Source organism: Terrabacter sp. 2RAF25, assembly GCF_052115265.1.
Lineage (GTDB): Bacteria > Actinomycetota > Actinomycetes > Actinomycetales > Dermatophilaceae > Terrabacter.
On record NZ_JBFRGJ010000003.1, the window covers coordinates 538,469 to 564,668 of the forward strand.

The window sequence follows — 26,200 nt, forward strand, 5'->3', positions numbered from 1 at the left end:
TGCGATCCAGGTGGTGGTGAGTCCGGCAATCCTCCCACGAGGGCATCGGGGCGGCCCGCTGGCGAGGTCCCCCCAGCACTACACCAATCCACCCAAAACGCCCCGATCACGCGTGCGACCGGGGATGATCGGGCGGTGACGAGCGACACGAGGGAACTCGCCCCGACGCCCGACGCGGCCGATGTGAAGGCGGGGCCGGCCGGGCCAGCCGGGCCGGCGGCCGACGGGGGTGACCCGAGCGCTGGGAGCGCACGTCGGTCCGTGCTCCCCCTGCTGCTCCGTCAGCTGCTGCCGGGGCTCGTCGTCTTCTTCACGGTGCTGCGCGTGGTGAGGCCGGTCAACGACCCCGACACGTTCTGGCACATCGCAGCCGGAGACCGCCTGCGCGAGACGTGGTCCTTCAGCGGCCCCGACCCGTGGAGCACGATGTCGACGCAGCCCTGGCGGCTGCACGAGTGGCTGCCCGAGCTGGTCATGAGCTGGGCGCAGCAGGCCTTCGGCCTCGCGGGGGTGTCGTGGCTGCTCCCGGCCGGCGCTGCGGCGGTCGTCCTGTGCTTCTGGGTCGTCGTCCGGCGGCAGGCGCCACTGCTCGTGGCCACGATCGTGCTCGTCGTCGCGACGGTGGCCCTGAGCGGCAGCCTCTCGCTGCGCCCCCACCTCGTGTCGTTCGCCCTCGCCGCGGTGACCACCGGCGCGTGGCTGGCGACGCGCCGCGACCCCAGGCCGCGGTGGTGGCTCGTCCCGCTCACGTGGGTCTGGGCCTGCAGCCACGGCATGTGGTTCGTCGGCGTCGCGATCGGGGTGGTGGCCCTCGTCGGCTTCCTCGTCGACGGGACCGTTCGCGGCCGGGCTTGGCTGCGACTGGCTCTCGTGCCGCTGGGCTCACTCGCCGCCGCGGCGTTGACACCGGTGGGTCCCGGGCTGCTCCTGGCGCCCCTGGCCGTGGGCGAGACCACCCATTTCGTCGACGAGTGGCGGTCACCGTCGCTGACCGATGTCTACTTCGTCGCGTTCCTGGTCCTGGCCGTGACGACGTTGCTCATCTGGTCGCGAGAGCGCCGACGCACTCCCGCGACGGAGATCCTCCTGGTGGGCCTGGCCATCGGCTTCTCGCTGCTCTACGTGCGCACGATCGCCGTCGGCGCGGCCATCATCGCGCCGATGGCCGCCATGGCCATCGCGCGCGTCGTGCGACTCCCCCGCGAGCCGATCGCCCGGCGCGAGGTCGCCCTGACGCTGGGGCTCGCGGCGGCGGGCCTCGCGGTCGCCGGGCTGCTCGCACCGTCGCGCGGCGCCCAGCCCGAGTGGGGTCCCAACGACCTGGACCGCCAGCTCGCCGCGCTGCCCGCCGGCACCGTGCTGTGCAACGACTACGGCAGCGGCGGCTGGCTCATCTGGAAGCACCCCAACGTGCGTCCCGCCATCGACGGGCGCATCGAGGTGTATGCCGTCGCACACGTCGAGGCGTACATGACCTTCCAGAGCGCCGCCACCGGCTGGGACGACTACCTCACCCAGACGGGCTGCCGTTGGGCGCTCGTGCCCAAGGACCTCCCGGTGGCCGAGGCGCTCGTGCGCCAGACCTCGTGGAGCGTCGCCGCCCGCGGGTCGACCTACCTGCTGCTCAAGGCGCCCAACGCCTGACGGCGTCGCCGCGCCACGCCCGAGAGCACGTATGCCGCCCACCTCGCGAGGTGGGCGGCATACGTCATCGGTCGGCTGGGCCGAGGACCGGGTGAGGGTGCTCAGTACCGGTAGTGCTCCGGCTTGTACGGGCCGGCGACGTCGACGCCGAGGTACTCGGCCTGTCCCTTGGTCAGCTCGGTGAGCCTCACGCCGAGGGCGTCGAGATGCAGGCGCGCGACCTTCTCGTCGAGGTGCTTCGGCAGCGTGTAGACCTGCTTGGCGTACTCGCCGGGCTTGGTGAAGAGCTCGATCTGGGCGATCGTCTGGTTCGAGAACGAGTTGCTCATGACGAAGCTCGGGTGGCCGGTGGCGTTGCCGAGGTTCATCAGGCGGCCCTCGGAGAGCACGATGATCGAGCTGCCGCCCTCGAACGTCCACTCGTGGACCTGCGGCTTGATCTCGGTCTTGGTGATGCCGCCGACGCGGGCCAGGCCCGCCATGTCGATCTCGTTGTCGAAGTGGCCGATGTTGGCGACGATCGCCTTGTTCTTCATCTTCGTCATGTGCTCGGCCGTGATGACGTCGTAACAGCCGGTCGTCGTGATGAAGATGTCGGCGGTCTCGACGACGTCCTCGAGGCGGGCGACCTGGAAGCCCTCCATGGCAGCCTGCAGGGCGCAGATCGGGTCGATCTCGGTGACGATGACGCGGGCGCCCTGGCCGCGGAGCGACTCGGCGCAGCCCTTGCCCACGTCGCCGTAGCCGGCCACGACCGCGACCTTGCCGCCGATGAGGACGTCGGTGGCGCGGTTGAGGCCGTCGATGAGCGAGTGGCGGCAGCCGTAGGTGTTGTCGAACTTGCTCTTGGTGACCGCGTCGTTGACGTTGATGGCCGGGAAGAGCAGCTCGCCGGCCTCGGCCAGCTGGTAGAGGCGGTGGACACCGGTGGTGGTCTCCTCGGTGACGCCCTTGATGCCGGCGGCCACGGTGGTCCACTTCTGCGGGTCGGTCGCCATCGTCTGGCGCACGAGCTCCTTGAAGACGCCGAACTCCTCGGAGTCCTCGTCGGTGGTGGCGGGCACCTGTCCGGCCTTCTCCCACTCGAGGCCCTTGTGGACGAGCATCGTGGCGTCGCCACCGTCGTCGAGGATCATGTTCGGGCCCTCGCCGCCGGGCCAGGTGAGGATCTGGTCGGTGCACCACCAGTACTCGGGCAGGGTCTCGCCCTTCCAGGCGAAGACGGGCACGCCCTGGAGGTCGTCCGCAGAGCCCTTGGGGCCGACGACGACGGCGGCCGCGGCCTCGTCCTGCGTCGAGTAGATGTTGCAGGAGGCCCAGCGGACCTCGGCTCCGAGCGCGGTGAGCGTCTCGATGAGGACGGCCGTCTGGACGGTCATGTGCAGCGAGCCGGCGATGCGCGCACCCTTGAGGGGTTGGGCGGCGGCGTACTCCTCACGGATGGCCATCAGACCGGGCATCTCGTGCTCGGCGAGGCGGAGCTGGTGTCGGCCGGCCTCGGCGAGGCCCAGGTCGGCAACCTTGTAGTCGAAGGACATGAGTGATCGTTTCCTTTGATGGTCGGTGTGCTGACCCGGCGCGCCCCTCTGGGCTCATCTGGCGGGTCATCACCCACGCCGGCAGTCCACGAGTCTAGCGGCGACGTCGCGTCGACTCGAACGGTCTGTCGAGCGTTCACCGTGACCCACCGGCCGGCCGCACACCTTCAGGACGCCGGCACACCGTGTCCGCCGGCCCCATGGCCCGGGCGTGTGTCGCTGTCCCCATCGCGTGTGCACCTCACGCAGCGCGGCGCGTGCACCGCGCGACCGCGTCGAGGATCCGACGGTGTATGCCGCCCGGGTCGGCGAGCTGGCGCCAGACCACCCGCACCACCTCGTAGTGCTCGTCGCGGATGGCGTCCTCGCGCACCCTCTCGTCGAAGAGCGGGTTGTCGGCCGGGCCGGTGCGCTGCCCGGTGGGTTCGCCGATGCCGGTGGGCGCCCGGTACTTGACGGCGCCGTCGAACTCGAGGACCACGGGGTGGTCGTCGAGCAGGGCGTCGACCCTCTTGCGCCCCAACCGGGTACGGATCCACACCTGCGGCGTGGCCGGAAGTCCCAGGTCGCGCAGCACCCCGGCCAGCCGGGTCTCCCCCGGCGACTCCGTGCCGGGCGTCGGCGTGGGCCAGGGCCGCACGGACCGGCGCCACACCCGTTCGGCCCTTGAAGAGGTCGAGTGCGGCTGCAAGCTGCGAGACGTCGACGAGATCCGCGCGCAGGGCCGCATCGGCCGCGATCAGGGCATCCATCGGGCCGCTGAGGATGCCGGTCTGGACGATCGCCACGGCGACCGGGACGCCTGTACGCTGCGGACCGGCCGCGGCGTCGAGCCCGTCGACGGCCGGGTGGACCGCAAACCCTTCCCGCCTGCGAGAGCCGCGGTCCTGCACGCGAGTCAGGTGCACGACCGACAGGTCGGCACGCCACACCGGGAGACCGACCGCCAGCAGACGGGAGTGGTGGCTCGGGACAGCCCGGCCGTCGAAGTGGGTGGTCAGGGCGCGTGCCGTGAGCAGGTGGCGATCGACCGCGTCGCCGGGTGGTCGGGTGGCGAACCAGCCCCTGACCAGTTGATGGAGCGTGCCGGCACGGCAGAGCCGAGCGACGTCGTGGGACGTGAGGCCGCGGGCTCGAAGGCCGGCCGAGTCGATGACGCCGTCCGGGCAGTAGGGAACGAGGTCCATGTCGACATCGTGTCGGCGTCGGCGGTGATGACGACGGACCCGCCCCTCCCCTGTGGACGACCGAGGGCTCAGGCCACGGGGGTGTGAACGCACTGGTCGGCGGCGCGCCGCACCGCTCGAGGCTGGTCCCACACCGGATACGAGGAGCGGTCAGCCTGGACGTGTGCGGGTGGCCCCCAGCTGCGCACCTGACCGGCCGGGGGCGGCGCGAGTCAGTGGGCCGAGGCGGTCTCGTCGGCCTTCCTGCGGCGAGGCACCACGTGCAGTGCCGCGACGACGATCGCACCCACGACGAGGCCGATGAGGGCCGAGGCGAGCGTGTTGACGAGCCACGCCAGGACGCCGCCAACACCGGCGACGCCGGCCACACCCTCCTCGAGATGGTGCACGAGGTCGTAGAGCGGGTGCCAGCCCAGCTCGTCGACCCCGACGAGCAGGATGTGCCCACCGACCCAGAGCATGGCCGCGATGCCGACCGTGGACAGCACCGACAGCAGCTTCGGCATGCCCTTGACGAGGCCGCGGCCGATGCGCTGCGAGGCGCCGGAGTCGCGCTCGGCGAGGTGGAGGCCGACGTCGTCCATCTTGACGATGAGCCCGACGACGCCGTAGACGAGCGCCGTGATCAGCAGGGCGACGATCACCAGGATGATGAAGCGCGAGAGGAACGGCTCGGTGTCGACCTCGTTGAGCGCGATGACCATGATCTCGGCCGAGAGGATGAAGTCGGTGCGGATCGCGCCCGCGACGACGGCCGACTCGTCGACCTCACCCGTCTCGGGCTCCTCCGCGTGGTGGTCCGAGACGAGCTCCCACACCTTCTCGGCGCCCTCGTAGGCCAGGTACGCGCCACCGACCATGAGGGTCGGCGTGAGCAGCCAGGGCAGGAACTGGCTGAGCAGCATGATCACCGGGAGGATGATGAGCAGCTTGTTGCGCAGCGAGCCGAGCGCGATCTTCTTGATGATCGGCAGCTCGCGCTCCGGCGCCAGTCCCTGCACGTAGCGCGGCGTGACCGCGGTGTCGTCGACGACGACGCCGGTGGCCTTGACGCTGGCCTTCGCGGCTGCCGCCCCCACGTCGTCGACCGACGCCGCTGCGAGCTTGACCAGTGCCGCGATGTCGTCGAGTAGGGCTACGAGTCCGCCTGCCATGGCGTCATCCTAGGGTGGTCTGGGAAACGGCTGGGAACGCGCTCAGGCCGTGCCGTCGAGCCGCAGGCCGAGCAGGGCGTTCTCCACGACCTCGGCCAGCGCGGGGTGGATCCAGTACTGGCCGCGGGCGAGGTCGTGCACGGTCGTGCCGAACGCCATGCCCTGCACGAGTGGCTGGATCAGCGACGTCGCGTGGGGGCCCATCAGGTGGGCGCCGAGCAGGCAGCCGGTGGCCGGGTCGGCGACGAGCTTGCACACGCTCGAACGATCCTCCATGGCCCAGCCGTATGCCGTGTCGCCGTACGCCTGCACGTAGGTCACGTGTGCGCGGCCCTGTTCCACGCACTCCTGCTCGGTGAGGCCGACGGTGGCGATCTGCGGGTGGCTGAAGATCCCGGACGGGACATGGTCGTGCGGGAGCCGCTGCGGGTCGTCGGGGTGGACGAGGTTGTGGGCGATGACCCTCGCCTCGGCGTTGGCGACGTGCTTCAGCTGGAAGGGCGAGCTGACGTCGCCGAGGGCCCACACGCCCGGCGCGCTCGTGCGGCCGTAGGCGTCGACGTCGATGCGTCCGTCGTCGAGGACGGCGAGGCCGCCGGCCTCGGCTCCGAGCCCGGCGCTGTTCGGGTGCCGGCCGGTGGCGACGAGCAGCAGGTCGGCGTCGACGACCGCGGAGCTGTCGAGGTGCAGCCGCACCCCCGCTCCCCCGTCACCGCGTTCGACGGCCACGACGTTCGTCGCGGTGCGCACGTCCCACTGCTCTCGGGCGAGGTCGGTGAAGCGCTGCGAGATGTCGCTGTCGAGGTGGCGGAGCAGCTGGGAGCCGCGCGCCACGATCGTCACGTCCACCCCGAAGGATGCGAAGACGTGCGCCATCTCGGCGGCGATGAAGCCACCACCGATGATGGCCAGGCGCCGCGGCAGCTCGCCGATGCGCATGATCGTGTCTGAGGTGTGGACGAGGGTTCCGAGCTCGAGGCCCGACTCGGCGACGACGTCCGGCAGGACGGGGTGGGCGCCCGCCGCGACGACGACCTGGTCGGCGGTGACCGTCTCCCGGCGTCCGTCGGACAGCTCGACCGTGAGCGTGCGGTCGCCCGTGAAGGTCGCATGCCCGAGGAAGGCGGTGGTGTTCGGCCCCTCCTGCCGGTAGCGGCGACCGCCCTCCGAGATCGGGTCGATGCGTGCGAAGACCCGGTCGCGCACGTCGGTCCAGCGCACTCCCTCGAGCGTCGCGTCGACCCCGTAGCGGGCGGCCTCGCTCACGGTCGTGGCCACCTCGGCGGCGTAGACGAACATCTTCGTGGGGATGCAGCCGACGTTGAGGCAGGTGCCACCGAAGGTACCGCCCTCGATGACGGCCACGCGCTTGTCGTCGAAGTCGGGCGTCACCAGGGAGTTGCCGGAGCCGCTGCCGATGATGGCGAGGTCGAAGTGCTGGGTCACCGGGGCAGGATACGTTCCGGTGACGCGCGACCCGTCAGGCGCCTCGGGATCCCCGCAGCAGGCGTACGTGCGGGGACGTCGCCGGGTCGAAGCCGAAGCCGAGCGCGAGGTAGGTGGCGGCGAAGTCGGTGAGTGCGACGTGCTGCGCCAGGCGCAGGAGGGGGTCAGGGGCGTCAGCGTCGAGCAGCGACACGCGTACGCCGGCGTCCCCCGCCACCGAGACCACGGTGTCGGCGAGCCGCGCGCCGTCACCGCCGGACGTGTCGCGCAGCATGATCAGGCGCAACGGAGGCCTGGTCGGCCCGTCGAGGAAGGGGTCGGCGAAGATGTCGTCGGTGCCGCCGCCCCCGGACTGGCCCGGTGCGAGGGGTCCGTCGAAGCAGGCCACGATCTGGCTGGCCGCGTCGGGCAGGCAGCCGTGGGCGACCGGCACCCGTCCGGTGCGTCCGAACATCGAGGCGGCACGCCGTGCCGTCACGTCACCGAAGGGTCCTTCGCCGAGCACGATGGGCGTCGACTCGGCGAGCTCCGTCGCCAGCACCTTGGCCGGGTTGACGAATGACTCGGACCCGGGCCGGGCGTCCGTGGCGACGCGGTCGAGCACGTCGGCGAGCTCGGCCAGCGTCTCGGGGCTGCACGACGCGATCCCCATGGCGTCGGCGGCCAGCAGCGCCGGGGTGGCCTGGGCCCACATGGACGTGCGGGACGAGGACCCGGTGACCGGGATCGGCACGTGGACGCCGTGCGCCCTCGCGCTCACGTCGGCGAGCGGTGAGCCGTCGGCGCCGACGGTGACGAGGAAGGCCCCGCGACGGGCAGCCTCGGCTGCGAGGGCCAGGGTGCCCGCGGCGCTGCCGGACTGCGAAACGGCGATGACGACGTCGAGCGCACCGACCCAGCCGGGCAGCGACCCCGACGAGCAGCTCTGGACAGGAAGCGCGGCAGCCCCGTGCGAGACGGCCTCGAAGAGGTCGGCGACGGCGGCCGAACCCCCGGCAGCCGCGACGACGACACCCCGCGGCTCGATGTCACGCAGCCGGTCGAGGCCGGCCTCGCCGGCCGCGGCCGTCGTGCGCCTCACCTGGGCGCCGGACCCGGCCAACGCTCGCAGCGTCTCGCTGCGGTCGAGGACGCTCAGGGCGCCCTCGTCGTCGAGGCGGGCTTCGTCGAACACGGCGCCCACCGGCCTCAGCCGTCGGTGCGGCGGGCGAGGTCGACCAGCAGGACCGGCACGCCCCCCTCGACGGGGTAGGCGAGATGACAGGTGTCGCAGCGCAGCTCTGCGACCTCGGTGCCACCCGAGGCAGCCACGTCGGTGACCTCGCCCTTGCACTGCGGGCAGCGGATGATCCCGCGCAGCCACGGCTCGATGGTCTGGTGGCTCTGGCTCACGAAGCGTCTCCTGCGTCCTGGGTGGTGGAGCTGGTGGTGGACCCGGTCTGGTCGCCCGCGGTGGCGGCTGCGGCGCCTGAGCGGATCAGGGCGAGCAGCTCGTCGCGCACGCCCTGCATCGTCTCACGGTCGGCGGCCTCGACGTTGAGACGCAGCAGCGGCTCGGTGTTGGAGGCGCGCACGTTGAACCACCACGTCGGCGACTCACCCTCCGGGCTGGTCACGGTCAGTCCGTCGAGCTCGTCGGTGCCCGCGCCGCGGACCTTCGCCCAGGCGCGCACCTGCTCGACGACGGCGGCCTGGTCGGTCACCGTGGAGTTGATCTCTCCCGACGCGACGTAGCGCTCGAAGTCGGCGCAGATGGCCGAGAGAGGCTCCTGCTGCTCGCCCAGGGCCGACAGCACGTGGAGCGCGGCGAGCATGCCGGTGTCGGCGAACCAGAAGTCGCGGAAGTAGTAGTGGGCGGAGTGCTCGCCGCCGAACACCGCTCCGGCCCGGGCCATCTCGGCCTTGATGAAGGAGTGCCCCACCCGAGTGCGTACAGGAGTCGCGTCCGCCTCGAGCACCACCTCGCGCACCGCAGCGCTCGAGATGACGTTGTGCACGATCGCGACGTCGGTGTCGCCGCCGGCGCGGGCCCGGGCGATCTCGCGCACCGCCACGAGCCCCGTGACCGCGCTCGGCGAGACGGGCTCGCCGTCGGCGTCGACGACGAAGCAACGGTCTGCGTCACCGTCGAAGGCGAGACCGAGGTCGGCACCGTGCTCACGCACCGCCGCCTGCAGGTCGACGAGGTTTGCCGGGTCGAGCGGGTTGGCCTCGTGGTTCGGGAAGGTGCCGTCGAGCTCGAAGTAGAGGGGGACGACCTCGAGGGGAAGCTCGGGCAGCCCTGCGCCGGTGCCCAGCACGGCCGGCACGGTGTGACCGCCCATCCCGTTGCCCGCATCGACGACGACCTTGAGGGGGCGCGAGCCGGAGAGGTCGACGAGGCTCCGCAGGAAGGCCGCGTAGTCACCCAGCAGGTCTCGGGTGGTCACCGTGCCGGGACCGCCCACGGGCTGGGCCAGCCCCGAGCCACCGTCGAGCATCCACTGGGCGAGGTCGCGGATCTCGGCGAGACCGGAGTCCTGACCGACGGGTCGCGCCGCCGACCGACAGAGCTTGATGCCGTTGTACTGCGCCGGGTTGTGGCTGGCCGTGAACATCGCGCCCGGCAGGTCGAGGGCGCCGCTGGCGTAGTAGAGACCGTCGGTCGAGCAGAGACCGATCATCGTCACGTCGACGCCGCGCGAGGTCACCCCGGCTGCGAAGGCTGCCGACAGCTCCGGCGAGCTCGGCCGCATGTCGTGGCCGATGACGATGCCGGCAGACCCGTCGGGCACGGCGACCACTTCCGCGAAGGCGGCTCCGAGGGCCTGTGCGACTGCCGGTGACAGCTGGTCGGGCACGGTTCCGCGTACGTCGTAGGCCTTGACGAAGTCTGCGAGGCGAGGCACGCCGAACACCCTAGTGGTCAGGAGTCCCTGAGGATGCGCAGGTGCCCACGACGGCCGGCCTCGACGGCGCCCGAGCCCGCCTCGGCGTCGGCCTGTCCCCTGGGCGTGGTGCGGGCGTCGCTGCCACGCGGGGTGCGCGGACGGCCGGCCTCGCGCACGGCGTCGGCGAGGGCGAGCAGGTCGTCGGCCGCGAGCACGGGCTCGGGGAACTCGCCGCCGACGCGGACGACCTCCCAGCCCCGGGGAGCGGTCATGCGCTCGGCGTGCTCGAGGCACAGGTCGTACGTGTGTGGCTCGGCGTACGTCGCGAGCGGACCGACCACGACGGCCCGGTCGGCGTAGGCGTAGGTCAGGGTCGCGACGGCCGGGCGAGCGCATCCCGTCTTCGAGCAACCACGTGTCAGACCCACGATCCGGGACTCTAGCCCCCGCCCACGCCGAGGACGAATCACCACGCCGTCCGAGCGGCTGCGGAGGCGGAGTCGGGGCTCCGGGGACGGCCGATGACGATCGCACGTGACCGCAGACGACCGGGGCCGGCCGTAGGCCGGAACGCCCTGCGGCCGGCGGTTCGGTGGGACTTCCCGCAGGCGCCGCGATCTAGAGTGGAGGCGTGGACACCGTCTCGCCCCGTACGCCTGCGCGGCGCCGCCGGCGCGACCGGCACGGGCGCGGCCAGCGGGGGCCGTTGGCCTGGCCTCCGGTGCCGGCCATGACGTCGCGGCGCGACGAGTTCGACGACTTCGTGCTCGATGCTGCCGCTCGGCTGGAGGCGACCTGCGGTCGGGCCTTTCCTGCCGTGGAGTTCGCGGTGGAGGACGTCCCACGCGGTCCGGCGCCCTGGGACCACCGCGAGGTGCCGCTCGGGCGGCTCTACCCCGCGACCAGCGCCCGGCCGGCCCGCATCGTCGTCTACCGCCGGCCCGTCGAGACCAGGGTGACCGACCGTCGTGATGTCGCCGCGCTCGTCGCCGACATCGTCACCGAGCAGGTCGCCGGCCTCCTCGGGGTCTCCCCCGAGGAGCTCGACCCCGGGTTCGGCGAGTGACGAGGTCGGTCGCAGGGGCACGGCGCGGCTGACGGGCACTCACGCCTGGTGGCGTCGGGTGACGTCGCCGGGGATCGGTTCGGGCGAGGGTCAGTTGCGGACCTGGCGCACCGGCACCGACAACGCCCTCACGGGGGCGTCGACGAGCGGCGCCACCGAGTAGTACGGCACGCCGGCGTCCTGCCCGGCCACCGACACAGCCGCCCGCACGGTCCCGCTGACCGGCACGACCCACACGGCAGTCGCGCCGCCGGCGTCGACGACGGCGGTCGAGTCGGGCGCGACCGTCACGGTCGAGACCTTCGGGACACCACTGCCGCCCAGGCGCACCGAGACGGTGCTCGAGGCCGAACCTGCCGTGAGCAGAAGGCGTTTCGTGGATCCGTCGAGCCCCGGCAACAGCACTCCGGCGACACCGAGGATGGGTGGTGTGGCGGGGGTCCACGCGAAGTCGCCCATCTGGTCGGCGGTCTTCGCTCGGCGCTCAGCCCAGGCGCCGGCCACCAGTGGCTGGTCGGAGCGGATGCCCAGACCCGACGCCGAGGACGCCACCACGGGCACGTCGAGGGTCGACCCCGCCGGCACGCGGACCGCGCGGAGTCCGGCCGGCTGCTCCACCCCCTTCGCCCCGAGCAGTCGCACCTGGGCGAGCGCCTCGGTGTCGCCGGGATTGGCCAGGCGCAGCCAGACGTGGTCGGCGGTGTCGACGCCCGGAACGACGAGGTCGGTGCCGGGGGCGGCCGCCCGGGTGGAGTCGTCGATGCCGCGACCTGTGGCGCCGGAGATCCACTGGTCGTCGAGAACCGCTGACACGACCCCTCCGGTGGCAACGACGTGCACGACCGGGCTGACCTCGTCGGGCGCGATGGCGTCGAGCGAGATGACCTGCCGGGACAGGGGCGCGATCGCGACGCTGCGGTCGGCGGCGCCCTCGATGCGACCTGAGCGGCCCAGCACGTCGATCGACACGGCCACCGCATTCGCGCCAGGGTTGCTGACGATGACGCGCTCGGTGCGGGACGGGCCGGCACCGCCACCCACCAGCCAGACGTCGGACGACGGCAGCTGGCAGGGAGTCAGCGCGAGCCCCCTGTCGTCGTCGCCCGTGTGGCGCCACACCTGGGTGGCGGCCAGGCCCGGCGCCAGGGCACCGCTCGCTGCGGCGATGACAACCTCGGGCGTCGACACGCCAGCGGTGGCAAGGCTGCCTGCCGACGCGGTCTGCGCAAGGCCCGTGGACGACGCGCCGAGCGACAGTCGGACGGAGCCGTTGCCTCCAGCGGGCACCCCGGTGACCACACCGGACTCCGGCGCGGCCGCGGCCACCGAGAGCGTGCCGGCGACGTCGCGCAGCCCGACGGCCCCGAGACGCTGCTGCCCCGGGCACACGAGGGCGGCCTCGTCGACGAGCACGCTGGACGACTCGGGCAGGCCGGCACGTTCGCCGGCGGTCGCGAGACCCAGCGTGCCGCCGACGCGGGTGGCGCCGACGGCCAGCGCCGCCGCGACGACCGTGACCGAGGCGACCCGGACGATGCCGGCTGTGCTGCTCATGAGCGCCTCCTCGAACGGCGGTTGCCGAAGGGCAGGGCAAGGAAGACGACGAGGCCGACGAGGAGGGCCTGACCCAGGCGCCACCAGGGCTGGGCCGCGGCGAGATCGACCACGAGGTCACCGGAGGTCGGGGGGACGGCATACGTGGGCTGGACGGTGCCAGGCAGCGGGTCGAGACGCCGGCCGTCGAAGGTGACGACGGCCTGTGCCGACCACTCGGTCGGCTCGGCCAGCACGAGGAGCCGCCGGCCCGGGCCCGCGGGGATCGTGGTGTCGACGGCGGCGTGCGGTCCCGTGGTGGGGACGACCTGGAGCAGGGCGCCGTCGGCGTCGACGAGCCGCGCCCGTGACGGCGCCGTGGCGACCGAGGCTCCGTCGGCTCCGCCGAGCGGCTGGACCTTCCAGAGGATCCCCCGCTCGTTCGCCCCCAACCGGCTCAGCCCCGCGGAGGAGTCGAGCCGTCGCGTCAGGGGCGAGTCGCTCGTCGCTGCGACCTGCACGTAGCCGATGCCCAGCCGGGCGAGGGTGGTGGAGTCGAGGGAGTTGGCCCCGCGGCCGCCCACGATGTTCGCCACCGCGTCGACGAGCGGTGCGTCGTCGGCATCGGGGACCCGGTCGAGATCGCGAAGGACCTCACCCGGCTCCTGTCCGGCCAGCACGAAGTCCACGACCTGGTCGGACGGGCGGAGCACGAGCAGGCGGTTGCCGAGCGGGCCGCTGCCCTGGTCGACGGCGACGGCGGGCAGGGTCGCCTGACCGACGGACAGCGTGCGCCCGAGGCCGTCGTACGCCTGCAGCCCGGCGGCGGTGACGACCGGCAGCACGGCGAGGGCGGCCGCGGCCACGCCCGCTGCGAAGCCCCAGCGGCGGCCGGGACGCTGGAGGGAGGCGAGGACGGGGCGGCTCCCGGCCAGCAGGCCGACGACCAGCCCGGCCAGCCACAGCTGGACCCCGAGGCCCGCCCACAGGTGGGCGGGGCCGGACTGGCCCACTCCGGTCTCGGCCGAGCCGAGCACGACTCGCTGGGAGGCCAGGGCCCCGGCCAGGCCGATCAGGGCCACGAGAGAACCTGCCACGAGCCCGACCGACTCGGCTCGGCTGCGACCGCGGACGGCGAAGCCGAGCACGCCCAGGACCACCAGCGGAGCCCCGAGCCAGACAACGACGCCGGCCCTGCCGGGCTCACCGAGCACCATGGCCAGGACCCCCCACGGTCCTTGGTCGTCGGAGGTCGACACGAGGCCGGGTCCGGACAGCAGCAGCCGCCAGTCCTCGACGAAGCGGGCGGCCCAGGGGCCGAGCAGGGCAGCCGGGACGACGAGGAGCACGAGGGCGCGCGGCCGCCGCAGGCCCGGACCCAGGACCAGCAGCACCAGGGCGGCCACGGCCGAGAGGCCGAGCAGCGGCGGGGCGAAGGCACCGAGCACCGCCGTCGCGAGCGCCGTGGCGAAGGTGGCCGTGAACGTGCCGTCGCGGCGGGCCGCCAGGGCGAAGCCGGCCAGCACGAAGGGCAGGAACACGTGCACCACGGCGACGCTGACGCGCCCCTGCGAGATGCCGGCGGCCGCGACACCGGCGGTGCCCCAGGCGAGGGCGCCGAGCGCGCGGGCGGCCCGGGCCGGCGTGACGACGCGAGCCGCGAGGTAGGCGGACCACGCCGCGAGCACGGGGGCGAGGAAGAGCAGCCACGCGATGGTCACCCCGGCGCTCGACCGGCTCTCGGCGACACCGGGCACGCGTTCGGCGAGCCAGGTCAGCAACGACAGGACGGCCAGGTGCGGCCCCGAGTCGGCCCCGGTGCCGAGGCCGGCGCCGTGCCAGGCGTCGCGGAAGGCGTGCCACAGGCCCGCGGCCCCGGACGTGACGGGACGCAGCTCGCCACCGGCGACCCCGGTGTTGGTGGGCGAAAGGGCCCCGGTGCGGATGGCATCGCGCCAGGCCACCACCGTGGTGACGAGCACGGCGGCGACGGCGAGGAACCCGGGATGGCTCGCGATGCGGCGCGGCAGCGAGGCCGGGAGGTGGTCGAGCGACTCGGACTCGTCGGCCACGGGACCGGTCTCGGTGGTGGCGGCAGCCTCGCGGCGGGCCCGCGCGCGCTCGGGGGTGATGGCGTCCTGGATGTGGTCGACCGTCGTGCGGGCGGCCACGCCGGGCGCCACGAACAGGGTGCCGAGATGGTCACGGCGCAGTCGCTTGGTGCGGCGCCCGCGCCAGCGCGCGGCGAGCGTCGCGAAGGGGTGGAGCAGGGCCGAGACGTCGGTCAGCTCACGCCATGCCTGCCTCGGTCGCTTCGCCACCAGCAGGGTGAACGAGGCCACGAGGGCCGAGAGCGCCATCCAGAGCGCGAGGAAGGGGGCCGCGAAGGGTGAGCAGCGGGCCAGCGTGACCTGTCGGGCCGCGCGTCGGCCGCGACGCTCGAGCTCCCTGGGCCGGGCCCCGCCCGGGCGCTCGCCATCGAGGCTCGCGGAGGCGTCGCGCACGACGGCTGCGGGCACGACCACGACGCGGTGGCCGGCGAGCTGGGCCCGCCAGCCGAAGTCGAGATCGGCTCCGTGCTCGACGAAGGCCGGGTCGAACCCGCCGAGGTCGTCGTACGCGGAGCGCCGCACGAGCATGCCGCTCGTGCTCACCGCGAGCACGTCGGCGCGGTGGTCGTACTGGCCCTGGTCGGCCTCGCCGCGAGCGGGTGACGCGAGGCGCCGCCCGGTGCGGGTGATCTGGATGCCCATCTCGACGAGTCGCCGGGGGTCCTCCCAGCTGACGATCTTGGGGCCGGCCACGCCGACGGACTTCGAGCCCAGACCGGCCTGGAGCAGCTGCGCAAGGGCGTTCGCGCGCGGAACGGTGTCGTCGTGCAGCACCCAGACCCAGCTCGACGACGCGTCGTCCCCCACCGGCAGCCGGGCGATGCCGCGCTCGATGGCGCGACCGACGGGCACGCGCGAGTCGAGCGGGAGCACCTCGACGGAGCGGATCCTCGCCCGCACGCCTTGGTGCGCCGTGGCGATGGCTCTGGAGGTGTCGGTGCTCGCGACGTCCACGATGACGAGCCGCGCTGGCGGCAGCGTCTGGGCGGCCAGGCCGTCGAGACACTGCGCCAGCCACGCAGCCCCGTTGTGCACGACGACGACCGCATCGACCGTCGCGTTCGGTCGCTGCCCGGTGGAGGGAGGGGCAGACAGCGACACGGACGACACACTCCCCGCGCCTGCGGGGGTGCTTCGGTCGGTGGTGAGCTCGTCGGGCACAGCGGCTACCTTCACCCGGACACCGGCGCGAACGGCACGGTGCCGGGTTCGTACCTCACGATCAGACCGCGCGCTTCTTCAGCTTGCGGCGCTCCCGCTCGGACAGTCCGCCCCAGATGCCGAATCGCTCGTCATTGGACAGGGCGTACTCGAGGCATTCCGAACGCACCTCGCAACCCACGCAGACCTTCTTGGCCTCGCGCGTGGAGCCGCCCTTCTCCGGGAAGAACGCCTCCGGGTCGGTCTGGGCGCAGAGCGAGCGCTCCTGCCAGGAGAGCTCGCCCTCCTGCTCGCCCGTCTCCGACCAAACCACCATCAGCTCGTGCATGACCCCTCCTCGACCCTGACTGCACTTTGCGTCAGCACATGCTGTACCCGTCACCAGCGGTTTTCGGCAGGAATGGGGGGAACTGACCCTTTCCTCCCAGGAACTCCGGAGAGAACGAATACAACAATGAAATTACATGCGTGTCATACGCCCCACGTCAAGCCCGATAGTGATATTTGCTGCCGGAAATGTCCGTGGGGACCCCGCACGAGGTGAGGGGGACGGCCTGCTGAGAGGATCGATGCATGCGCATCACCGCCCTGGCCGGAGGAGTCGGCGGCGCCCGGTTCCTCCGGGGCCTGCTCCACCACGCCCGACGGTCCTACCCAGTGGGCCCCGACGCCGATCAGACCGGTCAGGCCGGTCAGACCGGTCAGCACGAGCCGGTCGAGCTGACGGTCATCGGCAACACCGGCGATGACATCACCCTCTTCGGACTTCGGGTGTGTCCCGACATCGACACCCTGCTCTACACGCTGGGCGGCGGCATCCACGAGGGCCAGGGCTGGGGCCGGGCAGACGAGACGCACAGCCTCGCGGGCGAGCTGGCCGCCCTGGGGGCCGAGCCCCAGTGGTTCACCCTGGGCGACAAGGACTTCGCCACCCACGTCTACCGCTCGCAGCTGCTCGGACAAGGTATGCCGCTGAGCGCCGTCACCGAGCGCCTGTCCGCGCGCTGGGGGCTGGGTGACCTGGGAGTCCGGCTGCTGCCCATGACCGACACCCCCGTGGAGACGCACGTCGTCGTCCGGGCCGACGGCGACGACGGGCAGCGCGCCATCCACTTCCAGGAGTGGTGGGTCAGGCACCGGGCCGAGCTGCCTGCCGAGCGCTTCGTCGTCGCCGGTCTCGACCGTGCGACGCCCGCCCCCGGGGTGCTCGAGGCCATCCGCGAGGCCGACGTCGTCATCCTGCCGCCGAGCAACCCGGTCGTCTCCATCGGCATCATCCTCGGAGTCCCGGGCGTGCGCGACGCCCTGCGGGGCACACGGGCACCGGTCGTCGGCATCTCGCCGCTCGTGGGCGGCCGCCCGGTCCGGGGGCACGCCGACGTGTGCCTGCGCACCATCGGTGTCGACGAGACCAGCGCCGGGGTGGCCGGGCTCTACGCCGACTTCCTCGACGGCTGGCTCGTCGACGAGGACGACCCGATGCCCGAGAGACGTGGTCTGCAGGTGCTGCGCCGCCCGCTGCTGATGAGCTCCGTCGAGGCGGCTGCCGACATGGCGGGCGCGGCACTCGACCTCGCGATGCGACTGCGCGCGCAGAGGGCCGGCGCGTGAGCGGTCCGATCACGATCACCCCGCTCACCGGCATACCTGAGGTGAGCGAGGGCGACGACCTCCTCGACATGCTCCAGACGGGGCTCGACCACGCGGGCGTCTCGCTCACCGACGGTGACGTGATCGTCGTGTCGAGCAAGATCGCGAGCAAGGCGCTCGGGCTCGTCACCCACGACCCCGACAAGGACCGCGTCGTGCGCGGTGAGACCGAGTACGTGGTCGCCGAGCGGGCCGTCGGCGACCGCGTCACCCGCATCGTCCGGGCCAAGGCGGGGCCGATCATGGCGGCTGCCGGCGTCGACGGGTCCAACACGGGCGCTCGCGGCGGCTGGCTGCTGCTCCCCCACGATCCCGACGCGGTCTGCGAGCGGCTCCACGACGGGCTCCTCGAGAGACATGGCGTACGCGTGGGCATCGTCCTCAGCGACACCGCGGGCCGCCCGTGGCGGGTCGGCCAGGTCGACTTCGCCCTCGGCGCCCACGGGGTGGTGGTGCTCGACGACCTCCGGGGTGGCACCGACGCCGACGGCAAGCCGCTCGAGGTGACGGCACGGGCCGTGGCCGACGAGATCGCGGCCGCGGCCGACCTCGCGAAGGGCAAGGTGTCGGCGGTGCCGGCCGCGTTGCTGCGGGGGCTGCCGGGGGCTCTGGTGCCCGAGCCTCTGGAGTCGCACCCCCGCGGGCGAGACCTCGTGCGCACGGGTCCGGGCGACTGGTTCGGCTACGGCCGGGTCGAGGCGGTCCGTGCGGCCCTCGGAGTCGAGCCCGGCAGCGCCGAGGCCACGGCCGTGGGCATCGCCCCGACGGGCACCGACACGCGCATCGACGCCGTGGGTCGGGCCGTGCGCGTGGCGCTGCACGGTGTCCCGTCGGCCACGGCGGACATCGGCCCGCTCACGGTCACGCTGGGCGCCGACACGGCATACGAGCTCGGACGGCTCGTGTCACGCCTGTGCACCGCCCTGTGGTGCGAGTGGCTGGCGGGCACGCCGGGCCACCCCTCGGCCGACGGGCTCTCGGTCGAGGTGCACGTGGCAGGGGCCCAGGCCGGCTGAGACCCCTCCACGTGCTGCGCCGCGCGTCGGTGCAGGGTGTCAGCCGACGGTGAAGACGACCTTGCCGAAGACGTCGCCCTCGACCATCCGCGCGAACCCGTCGCGGGCGTCGGCGAGCGGCAGCACTGAGTCGACAGCGGGCTCGATGCCCTGCTGCACGACGAGCCGTGCGAGCTGGCCCAGCTCCTCGCGCGTGCCCATCGTCGACCCGACCACGCGGAGCTGCTTGAAGAAGATCTTCGTCAGCTCCGCCTTGGCCGGGGCGTCACCGGAGGTCGCGCCGGAGATGACCACCGTTCCGCCAGGGCGCAGGCTGTTGATCGAGTGGCTCCACGTCGCGGCCCCGACGGTCTCCATGACGGCGTCGACGCGGTCGGGCAGGCGCTCCCCTGAGGCGAAGACGCGGTCGGCGCCGATCGCGAGCGCCCGCTCACCCCTGGCCTCGTCCCGCGAGGTCACCCACATGCGGTAGCCCGCCGCTGCGCCGAGCTGGACGAGCGCCGTGGCGACCCCGCCACCGGCTCCCTGCACGAGCACGGTGCCTCCAGGCCGCACGCCGGAGTTCGTGAAGAGCATCCGGTAGGCCGTGAGCCACGCCGTCGACAGGCAGGCCGCGGTCTGCCACGACATCGACCCGGGCTTGGGGACGACGTTGCCGGCCGGCACGAGCACCTTCTCGGCGAGGGTGCCGTCGTGCAGCTCCGACAGGAGCGTGCGCCGCGGGTCGAGCGTCTCGTCGCCTCGCCATCCCTCGGAGGGGACGACGGCGTGCACGATGACCTCGTTGCCGTCGGCGTCGACGCCGGCACCGTCGCACCCGAGCACCATCGGAAGCCGGTCCGGGGCCAGTCCCACGCCCTTGAGCGACCATACGTCGTGGTGGTTGAGGGCTGCGGCGCGGAGGTCGACGACGACCCAGCCGGGCCGGGCCTCCGGGTCGGGCCGTTCGCCGACGACGAGGCCGGCGAGGGGGTCGGACGCGGACTGACTGGCGGCGTAGGCAGCGAGCATTCCAGCACCTTAGTGACCGGGGCATCCTTCGGGCCCCGGTAGGGTCCTGCCGTGACCGACGACACCCGGGTGACCGCCCCCACAGATGCACCGGCCGCCCCGGCGATCGACGCCGCAGCGGGCCCGCGGCGCGGCGTCGATGCCCAGTCCGTGGCCCTGGTGGCCGTCTTCACGGCGCTGCTCGTCGCGGCTGCCGTCGTGCCCGGCATCCCGCTCGGCGGGTTCGGGGTGCCGATCACCCTCCAGACCCTCGCCGTCATGCTCACGGGACTCGTGCTGGGCCCCGGCCGCGGTGCCGTGGCCGTGCTCCTCTACCTGCTGCTCGGTTTCGTGGGCCTGCCGGTCTTCAGCCGGGGCCAGTCGGGGCTGCAGGTGCTCAGCGGCCCCACCGCCGGCTACCTCGTGTCGTTCGTCGTCGCGGCAGCCGTGGTCGGTCTCGCCGCACAGGTCGTGGTCCGGCGCACCCGCAAGGCCCTCTGGATGCCGCTCCTCGTCGCCGCGTCCGTCGCCACGAGCATCGTCGTCGTGCACGTGCTCGGCGTCGTCGGGCTGATGGTCAACCTCAGGCTGCCGACGGCCGCGGCGATCTCCGCCGACCTGCCGTTCCTGCCGGGCGACCTCGTCAAGGACGTCGTCGCGGTGCTGGCCGCCGTGGCGGTGCACCGTGCGTTCCCCGACGTGCTCGTGCGCCCGCGTCACCGCACCGCCGGGGCGGCTCGTCGTTGAGCACGTCGTGACGCAGGGCGCGACCGGTGGTTGAGGCCGTGGTGGCGACCTCCGTCCGCATCGCCGCGGCCACCGTGGACGTGCCGCTGGACGACTCGCCGGGCCACCGCACCCGCACGATCCTCGGCCCCGTCGACCTGGCTCTCGACGAGCGCCGGGTCAGCGTCATCGGCGCCAACGGCTCGGGCAAGTCGACCCTGCTCCGCCTCCTCAACGGGCTCGTCGCGCCGACCTCGGGAACCGTCACGGTCGACGGCCTCGACACCGTGCGTCAGGGAGCCCGGGTCCGCCGTCGCGTCGCCTTCGCCTTCACCGACCCGCTGTCGCAGCTCGTCATGCCGACCGGACGTGAGGACGTCGAGCTGTCGCTCCGACGCCGTCACCGGTCGCGCAGTGAGCGCCGGCAGGCGGCGCACGAGGTGCTCGAACGGTTCGGCCTGGGCCACCTCGCCGACCAGAGCGTCTACGACCTGTCCGGCGGCGAGCGCCAGCTGATGGCCCTCGCCGCCGTGCTCGCCACCGACCCCACGCTGCTCGTGCTCGACGAGCCGACCACCCTGCTCGACCGGCGCAACACGCGCCGCCTGCGCGAGCTGCTCGACACGCTGCCGCAGACGGTCGTCATCGCCACCCACGACCTGGATCTCGCGCTCACCGCCGAACGCACCCTCGTGGTCGACTCGGGTCGGCTGGTGTTCGACGGAGCTCCCGCCGACGCCGTCGAGCGCTACCAGTCGCTGGTCGACGAGTCGTGACGGCGCACGGGCTCTTCACCGCCCACGTCCCCGGCACGTCGTTCGTGCACCGGATGCCGTTGTGGGCCAAGCTCGCCGGGGTCCTGCTCGTCGGGGCGTCACCATGGCTGGCACGGTCGGCGTGGCCGCTCGCCGTCGTCTCGGTCGGGCTCGCGCTGGTGATCGTCTCGACCCGCCTGCCTGCCCGCCGGCTGGCACGGTCGATGCGGGGACTGCTGCCCCTGCTGGTCGTGCTCCTCGCCTTCCAGTGGTGGTCGTCCGACCTGGCCCATGCCGTCCGGGTCGTCCTCGGGATCGCCAACGGGTTCGTCGCAGCGGGCATCCTCACGGCCACGACCCCGGTCACCGACCTGCTCGACGGGGCGGCGCGCGCCGCCCGCCCGTTTCGTCGCCTCGTCGACCCTGAGGTCGTCGCGCTGACGCTCGGCATCGTGGTCCGTTCGGTGCCCTGGGTGGCCGGGTCGTTCTCGAGCGTCCGGCAGTCCGCTCGAGCCCGAGGCCTGGACCGCAACCCCCGGGCCGTCGTCGTGCCCACGGTGGTGCACGTGGTCGCGTTCGCCCGCTCCACCGGCGAGGCCCTGGCCGCGCGAGGGCTCGTCGACCCGGCCGCCGACGAGCGCAGGCTGCGGGGCCCGGCTGAAGGCGGGATGCCCGAGCACGGCGCCGCCGCCGGCCACTGAGTGCGGTGGCCGGCGGCGACGACGCCTGGCGTCAGGCCGTCGTCGGACGACCTCTCTCGGGCACGAGCGCCGACACGGCAGCCGCCACGACCGGCGCGACGCGCTCGTCGAACACGCTCGGCACGACGCGGTCGGCCGTCGGGTTCTCGACCAGGCTCGCGATCGCACCTGCCGCGGCCAGCTTCATCTCCTCCGTGACACGACGAGCCCCGGAGTCGAGAGCGCCACGGAAGATCCCGGGGAACGCCAGCACGTTGTTGATCTGGTTCGGGAAGTCCGACCGTCCGGTGGCGACCACCTCGGCGAAGCGCGCGGCCACGACCGGGTGCACCTCCGGGTCGGGGTTGGCGAGCGCGAAGATGACGGCACGCGGTGCCATCCGGAGGAGGTCGCGCTCGGCCACCGTGCCTCCCGAGACGCCGATGAGCACGTCCGCGCCGGACAGCGCGTCACCGATGCCCCCGGTGACGCCGCGCGGGTTGGTCACCTGACGCAGCTCCTCCTTGTGCGGGGCGAGGTCGTCGCGGTCGGGACCCAGCACGCCCCGCGAGTCGACGACGACGACGTCGCGCACGCCCGCACCCAGCAGGATCCTGCTCACGGCGACACCGGCCGCACCGGCGCCCGACACGACGACCCTCAGGCCGGCGAGGTCCTTCTCGACGACCTGCACGGCGTTGAGCAGCGCGGCCAGCGCGACGATCGCCGTCCCGTGCTGGTCGTCGTGGAAGACGGGGATGTCGAGCTGCTCCTGCAGACGCCGCTCGATCTCGAAGCACCGGGGCGCCGAGATGTCCTCGAGGTTGATGCCGCCGTAGGTGGGTGCGATGCGGGCGACTGCCTCGACGATCTCGTCCACGGTGCCGGTCTGCATGCAGACCGGCACGGCGTCGACGTCCGCGAAGTGCTTGAAGAGCACCGCCTTGCCTTCCATGACGGGCAGGGCCGCGAGCGGGCCGATGTCGCCCAGTCCGAGCACGGCCGTGCCGTCGCTGACGACCGCGACGGTGTTGCGCCGGGAGGTGTAGACCGCGGCCAGGGCCGGCTCGGCCGCGATGGCCAGGGACACCTGGGCCACGCCCGGCGTGTAGAGGAGGGAGAGGTCGCCTGCGTCGCGCAGGTGCGACGTGGCGTGTACCCCGAGCTTGCCGCCCTCGTGGACGCGGAAGACCGGGTCGCTCGGGTCGAAGAGCTGGCTGGTGGGCAACGCACTCATGCTGGAACACCTCGTTCGCATGGAGAAGAAGAGGGCAGGCGCCCTCACTGGTGGAACAGTGCCGGGGGTCTGGCCTGCAGGACTCGTTCTCGCGACGGGGGTTGCCCGAAGCCGTCAGTCTGGCACGGCGGGAGGCCGCGGCCCAGAGCGCGGCGCGGGGTGTGATGGCAGTCTCAGCCGGCCTGGACCCCGCTGTCGATGGACTTGAGCAGCGCGTCGACGACTCTCGGGTCGTACTCGTAGCCGAGCCCGAGGTAGATGCGCTCCACGGCCGCGTCGCGTGCCCGCGCGCTGCGGGCGCCGGCCGTGAGGTCCTCGTAGGCGTTGACCACCTTGACGATGCGGCTCGTCATCGGGATCTCCTCGCCGAGCTCGCGCACCTGGCGGTACGGGGTGGTCTGGTGCTCGAGGATCTTGGCCACGCCGTCGAAGACCCCCGTCTCGCGCACGATCGCCACGGTGTCGGCCTCGATGCGACGCTGGTCAGCCGGCGCGGCGAGCACCGTGGCGCCACCCGGGATCGGCTCGACCAGCGCCACCTGACCGATGTCGTGCAGCAGAGCGGCGTACTCGAGGTCGAGCAGCTCACGCTCGGAGAGACCGAGCTCGCGGCCCACCCGCACCGAGAGGGCGGCGACGCGCTCCGAATGGCCTGCCGGGGTGTAGCCGGCCGCGTCGGTGAGACGGGACAGGGTGCGGATGCTCTGGAGGTAGGTGGCTCGGATGCTGACGTAGCGACGGAACGCGAAGAGCGTGAGCACCAGCGGCATGAGGAAGAGCGGCAGGGCCACGACGCCGAGCGGCCGGGCGGCGAGGGCGACGAGCACGCCCGTCACCGCGACCGCCATCGACAGCGCGAACGACGACTGGAACTCCTCGACGAACGTGCGCCGCAGGCTGACGGCGGCCGACAGGACCCGCATGACCGACGTGAAGAGTGCGTCGGTGACGAGGGCGAGCATGCAGATGCCGAGCAGGAGGAGCGCGTGCTGCCACGGCACCGGGGTCTTGTCGGCGGCGGGCGTGGCGGGGTCCTGCCCGAGCACGGCGACGCGGTAGACCAGCGTGGCCACGAGGATCGCGACGAAGCGGCCCGTTGTCTCCACGATGCTCGTCTCTCGACCGGCGACGACGCGCACCGTGGCTCCTAGCGCCATCGACACGGCCGTCACGGACAGCACGAAGGCGGGGCCGTAGGGCAGCTGCTCGCCGGCGGGCATCTCGGTGGTCAGGGCGAGCCCGAACGCTGCGGCCATGGCGATGGGCGCCCCGCCGCGGAAGCCGGGTGCGGTGATGTGGAACCACTCCCCCAGCACGATCGCGAGGGCGAAGGTGGAGACCGCGGCGAAGGTGGCCTGGTCACGCAGCGGCGGCACGTCTCCACTTCGGATCGTCACCACCAGGGAGACGACCAGGCCGAGCAGGCCCAGCACGGCGGCGACCGGCTCGCGGCGAAGGGTGCCCGTCACGGCGACACCCCCGACGGGGTCCTGGCGGGCACACCGTGCTTGTCCAGCGCGACGATGGTGGCCGCCACGACCTCGGGGTCGAAGCGACCGGGGTCGCCCTGGAGCTGCCGGGCCACGTCGGCGATGGCCGCCCGGCCGCCTGTCGCCGGGTCGACGAGGGCGCGCTCGACCGCTGCGACGACGGCGACGATGCGGGCGGCGACCGGGATCGCGTCGCCCGCGATGCCGTCGGGCCGGCCGCTGCCGTCGAAGCGCTCGTGCTGGTGCCGGATGCCCGACCGTGCCTCCTCGAGGAAGTCGATGCCCTCGATCATCCGGGCGCCCATGACGCAGTGCCGGTCGAGGACGCTCCGCTCGGCCGTCGTCAGCGAGTCGACCGGTCGGCGCAGCAACCGGGTGGCGACGCCGAGGTGGCCGATCTCGTGCAGGGTCGCGGCATACCGCACCGTGCCGATCTGGCCCGGTGGGAGGCCGAGCTCCTCGGCCACCCACTCGGCAAGCGCCGCCGCGCGCTGGCTCCGGTCGACCGCCGCCGGCTCCTTCGTGCCGAGGGCGGTCACCAGCGTGTCGATGGTCCGTTCGTGCGAGCGCATCTCCTCGCCGTACTGGACGAACGCCCATCTCGCAGCCAGGAGCGGCGCCATGATCAGAAGGGCGCTGAAGGCTCCCAGTCCCGCCGGGAACCACAGGATCACGAAGAGGAGCCCGATGATGCCGTAGCCGATGTAGGCGACCCCGGACCCGGTGAGCGCCCGGCGCACGACGACGCCGAACGGGACGCCCTGGTCGAGATGGATGACTCCGGCGAGCAGCACCGCGTTGACGAGGCACGCCACGACGTCGGCGGCGAGCAGCGGCCACCCGACCCTGGCGGCGAGGTCACTCGTGTGCATGCCCAGCATGCCGTCGCCCTCCTCACCACCGAGCAGCGCATAGGTGAGCGCACCCGCCGCTCCCAGCAGGCCGCTCATGGCGGCGTTGAACATGGTCGCCGACCATCGACGTTGTCGACGGTCGATGAGCATGGAGAGGGTGCCGACGAGCCAGGCCCCGAAGACGCCGACGATCGCCGCGGAGGCCACGAGGATGATCGAGAGGAAGGAGAAGCTGATCCGCGACGCTGCTTCCGGTTCTCTGATCTGAAAGCTGACCAGCCCCATGAGGCAGAGCAGGAGGACGGGCCCCAGCTGGGGCCGCGGAAGCACGACCCACGCGCAGGCACCGACCGCCACGGAGGTGGCAAGGACGAACCCGAGGTAGGCCGGTAGCCACCGGGAGCGCCCGCTCGCAGCTGCTGCCTTGCTCATGTTCGTCACCGTACTGGGACGGCACCGAGGCCCTCAGGGGCCCCGGTGCCGTCCAGTGTCTGGTGTGTGGTCAGCCGGTCCAGCCCCAGACGCTCGAGATGGCGAGGATGGCACGGGTGGCGTAGTCGTTGGTGGCGAGTGCTGACAGCAGGGCAGCGAACATGTTGGGGGGCTCCTTGACTCAAAAGGTGTTCCGGATGCGTGCGCCATGGAGGGGCGTTGCTGCGGCAGCACAGAACAACTGAGGTTTCCCTCGGTAGGCAGCGTCCCAGAATCAGCAGGCGCACGTAAGGGATCCGATCGCCGTCGACCGGATCCATACCAAGATTTTACCGTTGAAGGGGCAATGAGGTGGGCGAATCGTCCCCCAATTGGGCCACTCACTCCGGTTGTGGAAGAATCGGGGCTTCGTGCCCGTACGGGGACGAGACCGCAGCAGCACCAAGGAGAGCCGACGATGAGCAAGCGCGCCCGCAAGCGCCGCTCCCGCAAGGGCAACGCCGCCAACCACGGCCGCAAGCCCAACGCCTGAGCCGCAGACGCCAAAGGCCCGCACCCGATCAGTTCGGGGCGGGCCTTCGTCGTGTCTGCGCCGGCCGGTCCGGGCCGGGGTGTGCGTGCGGCCACGTCACGCCGGAGTGGTCCGTGCCGCGGCGCGAG

General features: G+C 72.7%; 24 protein-coding genes. 9 read left to right on the plus strand and 15 right to left on the minus strand.

Annotation, left to right across the window (positions count from 1 at the left end; all coding sequences use genetic code 11):
• The first annotated feature begins 135 nt into the window (after positions 1–135).
• Entirely contained in the window at positions 136–1,644 is a 1,509-nt protein-coding gene (locus AB4091_RS11455) for a hypothetical protein (protein ID WP_442291869.1), read from the plus strand.
• A gap of 101 nt (positions 1,645–1,745) precedes the next feature.
• On the opposite strand, the gene ahcY is transcribed toward AB4091_RS11455, so the two are convergent.
• Both ahcY and AB4091_RS11465 read right to left on the minus strand, forming a co-directional pair.
• On the minus strand, positions 1,746–3,182 hold the full coding sequence (ahcY, locus tag AB4091_RS11460; RefSeq protein ID WP_442291870.1) for an adenosylhomocysteinase: 1,437 nt from the start codon (positions 3,180–3,182) through the stop codon (positions 1,746–1,748).
• 241 nt (positions 3,183–3,423) lie between these two features.
• Entirely contained in the window at positions 3,424–3,822 is a 399-nt protein-coding gene (locus tag AB4091_RS11465) for a hypothetical protein (RefSeq protein WP_442291871.1), read from the minus strand.
• Between AB4091_RS11465 and AB4091_RS11470 the strand changes: the two genes are divergently transcribed.
• Positions 3,806–4,456: a hypothetical protein gene (locus AB4091_RS11470; protein WP_442291872.1), complete on the plus strand. Its 651-nt coding sequence runs from the start codon at positions 3,806–3,808 to the stop codon at positions 4,454–4,456. The genes AB4091_RS11465 and AB4091_RS11470 overlap by 17 nt on opposite strands.
• Before the next feature lie 125 nt (positions 4,457–4,581).
• On the opposite strand, the gene AB4091_RS11475 is transcribed toward AB4091_RS11470, so the two are convergent.
• Genes AB4091_RS11475 through AB4091_RS11500 form a run of 6 tightly spaced genes read right to left on the minus strand, consistent with a single transcriptional unit; the run spans position 4,582 to position 10,267 of the window.
• The gene (locus tag AB4091_RS11475; RefSeq protein ID WP_442291873.1) at positions 4,582–5,523 is read right to left on the minus strand and encodes a DUF808 domain-containing protein; all 942 of its coding nucleotides are present in this window, start codon (positions 5,521–5,523) and stop codon (positions 4,582–4,584) included.
• A 42-nt stretch (positions 5,524–5,565) separates the two neighbouring features.
• Positions 5,566–6,969 (minus strand): mycothione reductase, encoded by a 1,404-nt coding sequence (locus AB4091_RS11480; RefSeq protein WP_442291874.1) that lies wholly within the window; start codon positions 6,967–6,969, stop codon positions 5,566–5,568.
• Between the two features lie 34 nt (positions 6,970–7,003).
• Positions 7,004–8,143: an SIS domain-containing protein gene (locus AB4091_RS11485; RefSeq protein ID WP_442291875.1), complete on the minus strand. Its 1,140-nt coding sequence runs from the start codon at positions 8,141–8,143 to the stop codon at positions 7,004–7,006.
• 14 nt (positions 8,144–8,157) lie between these two features.
• Positions 8,158–8,361, minus strand: coding sequence for a Trm112 family protein (locus AB4091_RS11490; RefSeq protein WP_442291876.1), 204 nt, complete (start codon positions 8,359–8,361; stop codon positions 8,158–8,160).
• Complete coding sequence (locus tag AB4091_RS11495) at positions 8,358–9,866, minus strand: phosphomannomutase/phosphoglucomutase (protein WP_442291877.1); 1,509 nt, start codon at positions 9,864–9,866, stop codon at positions 8,358–8,360. The genes AB4091_RS11490 and AB4091_RS11495 overlap by 4 nt, the downstream gene beginning before the upstream one ends.
• An 8-nt stretch (positions 9,867–9,874) precedes the next feature.
• Entirely contained in the window at positions 9,875–10,267 is a 393-nt protein-coding gene (locus AB4091_RS11500; RefSeq protein WP_442291878.1) for a DUF3499 domain-containing protein, read from the minus strand.
• Positions 10,268–10,470: 203 nt separating this feature from the next.
• Between AB4091_RS11500 and AB4091_RS11505 the strand changes: the two genes are divergently transcribed.
• Positions 10,471–10,905 carry a metallopeptidase family protein gene (locus AB4091_RS11505; protein WP_442291879.1) on the plus strand — a complete coding sequence of 145 codons (435 nt, stop codon included), beginning with the start codon at positions 10,471–10,473 and terminating at the stop codon, positions 10,903–10,905.
• 90 nt (positions 10,906–10,995) lie between these two features.
• Here the strand turns inward: AB4091_RS11505 and AB4091_RS11510 are convergent, their stop codons facing one another.
• From AB4091_RS11510 to AB4091_RS11520, 3 genes are all read right to left on the minus strand, one after another.
• Positions 10,996–12,459 carry a DUF5719 family protein gene (locus AB4091_RS11510; RefSeq protein WP_442291880.1) on the minus strand — a complete coding sequence of 488 codons (1,464 nt, stop codon included), beginning with the start codon at positions 12,457–12,459 and terminating at the stop codon, positions 10,996–10,998.
• Positions 12,456–15,650: a glycosyltransferase family 2 protein gene (locus AB4091_RS11515; protein WP_442291881.1), complete on the minus strand. Its 3,195-nt coding sequence runs from the start codon at positions 15,648–15,650 to the stop codon at positions 12,456–12,458. The genes AB4091_RS11510 and AB4091_RS11515 overlap by 4 nt, the downstream gene beginning before the upstream one ends.
• Before the next feature lie 121 nt (positions 15,651–15,771).
• Entirely contained in the window at positions 15,772–16,038 is a 267-nt protein-coding gene (locus AB4091_RS11520) for a WhiB family transcriptional regulator (protein WP_442291882.1), read from the minus strand.
• 245 nt (positions 16,039–16,283) lie between these two features.
• On the opposite strand from AB4091_RS11520, the gene cofD reads away from it, so the two are divergent.
• Both cofD and AB4091_RS11530 read left to right on the plus strand, forming a co-directional pair.
• A complete protein-coding gene (cofD, locus tag AB4091_RS11525) occupies positions 16,284–17,321 on the plus strand; it encodes a 2-phospho-L-lactate transferase (protein WP_442291883.1) in 1,038 nt (345 codons plus the stop codon).
• Positions 17,318–18,376 (plus strand): coenzyme F420-0:L-glutamate ligase, encoded by a 1,059-nt coding sequence (locus AB4091_RS11530; RefSeq protein ID WP_442291884.1) that lies wholly within the window; start codon positions 17,318–17,320, stop codon positions 18,374–18,376. The genes cofD and AB4091_RS11530 overlap by 4 nt, the downstream gene beginning before the upstream one ends.
• A gap of 39 nt (positions 18,377–18,415) precedes the next feature.
• Here AB4091_RS11530 and AB4091_RS11535 read toward each other — a convergent pair whose 3' ends face one another.
• Positions 18,416–19,387: a zinc-binding dehydrogenase gene (locus AB4091_RS11535; protein WP_442291885.1), complete on the minus strand. Its 972-nt coding sequence runs from the start codon at positions 19,385–19,387 to the stop codon at positions 18,416–18,418.
• 51 nt (positions 19,388–19,438) lie between these two features.
• Here AB4091_RS11535 and AB4091_RS11540 point away from each other — a divergent pair, with 51 nt between their 5' ends.
• From AB4091_RS11540 to AB4091_RS11550, 3 genes are read left to right on the plus strand one after another with little or no spacing between them, the layout of a single operon-like run.
• The gene (locus tag AB4091_RS11540; RefSeq protein WP_442291886.1) at positions 19,439–20,113 is read left to right on the plus strand and encodes a biotin transporter BioY; all 675 of its coding nucleotides are present in this window, start codon (positions 19,439–19,441) and stop codon (positions 20,111–20,113) included.
• A 38-nt stretch (positions 20,114–20,151) separates the two neighbouring features.
• Positions 20,152–20,868: an energy-coupling factor ABC transporter ATP-binding protein gene (locus AB4091_RS11545; protein ID WP_442291887.1), complete on the plus strand. Its 717-nt coding sequence runs from the start codon at positions 20,152–20,154 to the stop codon at positions 20,866–20,868.
• Complete coding sequence (locus AB4091_RS11550; RefSeq protein ID WP_442291888.1) at positions 20,865–21,548, plus strand: energy-coupling factor transporter transmembrane component T family protein; 684 nt, start codon at positions 20,865–20,867, stop codon at positions 21,546–21,548. The genes AB4091_RS11545 and AB4091_RS11550 overlap by 4 nt, the downstream gene beginning before the upstream one ends.
• A 31-nt stretch (positions 21,549–21,579) precedes the next feature.
• Here the strand turns inward: AB4091_RS11550 and AB4091_RS11555 are convergent, their stop codons facing one another.
• The 3 genes from AB4091_RS11555 to AB4091_RS11565 all read right to left on the minus strand — a co-directional run bounded on the left by AB4091_RS11555 (position 21,580) and on the right by AB4091_RS11565 (position 25,540).
• Entirely contained in the window at positions 21,580–22,764 is a 1,185-nt protein-coding gene (locus tag AB4091_RS11555) for an NAD(P)-dependent malic enzyme (RefSeq protein ID WP_442291889.1), read from the minus strand.
• A gap of 173 nt (positions 22,765–22,937) precedes the next feature.
• On the minus strand, positions 22,938–24,233 hold the full coding sequence (locus AB4091_RS11560) for an HD-GYP domain-containing protein (RefSeq protein WP_442291890.1): 1,296 nt from the start codon (positions 24,231–24,233) through the stop codon (positions 22,938–22,940).
• Positions 24,230–25,540, minus strand: coding sequence for an HD-GYP domain-containing protein (locus AB4091_RS11565; protein WP_442291891.1), 1,311 nt, complete (start codon positions 25,538–25,540; stop codon positions 24,230–24,232). The genes AB4091_RS11560 and AB4091_RS11565 overlap by 4 nt, the downstream gene beginning before the upstream one ends.
• Positions 25,541–25,997: 457 nt before the next feature.
• On the opposite strand from AB4091_RS11565, the gene AB4091_RS11570 reads away from it, so the two are divergent.
• The gene (locus AB4091_RS11570; RefSeq protein ID WP_369791897.1) at positions 25,998–26,072 is read left to right on the plus strand and encodes a 50S ribosomal protein bL37; all 75 of its coding nucleotides are present in this window, start codon (positions 25,998–26,000) and stop codon (positions 26,070–26,072) included.
• Positions 26,073–26,200: the final 128 nt, after the last annotated feature.

What these genes read in the sequence shown, in the direction of transcription:
- ahcY (WP_442291870.1), bottom strand. Translation starts at nt 3,182, where the DNA reads ATGTCCTTCGACTACAAGGTTGCCGACCTGGGCCTCGCCGAGGCCGGC.
- cofD (WP_442291883.1), top strand. Translation starts at nt 16,284, where the DNA reads ATGCGCATCACCGCCCTGGCCGGAGGAGTCGGCGGCGCCCGGTTCCTC.
- AB4091_RS11510 (WP_442291880.1), bottom strand. Translation starts at nt 12,459, where the DNA reads ATGAGCAGCACAGCCGGCATCGTCCGGGTCGCCTCGGTCACGGTCGTC.
- AB4091_RS11555 (WP_442291889.1), bottom strand. Translation starts at nt 22,764, where the DNA reads ATGAGTGCGTTGCCCACCAGCCAGCTCTTCGACCCGAGCGACCCGGTC.
- AB4091_RS11535 (WP_442291885.1), bottom strand. Translation starts at nt 19,387, where the DNA reads ATGCTCGCTGCCTACGCCGCCAGTCAGTCCGCGTCCGACCCCCTCGCC.
- AB4091_RS11565 (WP_442291891.1), bottom strand. Translation starts at nt 25,540, where the DNA reads ATGAGCAAGGCAGCAGCTGCGAGCGGGCGCTCCCGGTGGCTACCGGCC.
- AB4091_RS11520 (WP_442291882.1), bottom strand. Translation starts at nt 16,038, where the DNA reads ATGCACGAGCTGATGGTGGTTTGGTCGGAGACGGGCGAGCAGGAGGGC.
- AB4091_RS11475 (WP_442291873.1), bottom strand. Translation starts at nt 5,523, where the DNA reads ATGGCAGGCGGACTCGTAGCCCTACTCGACGACATCGCGGCACTGGTC.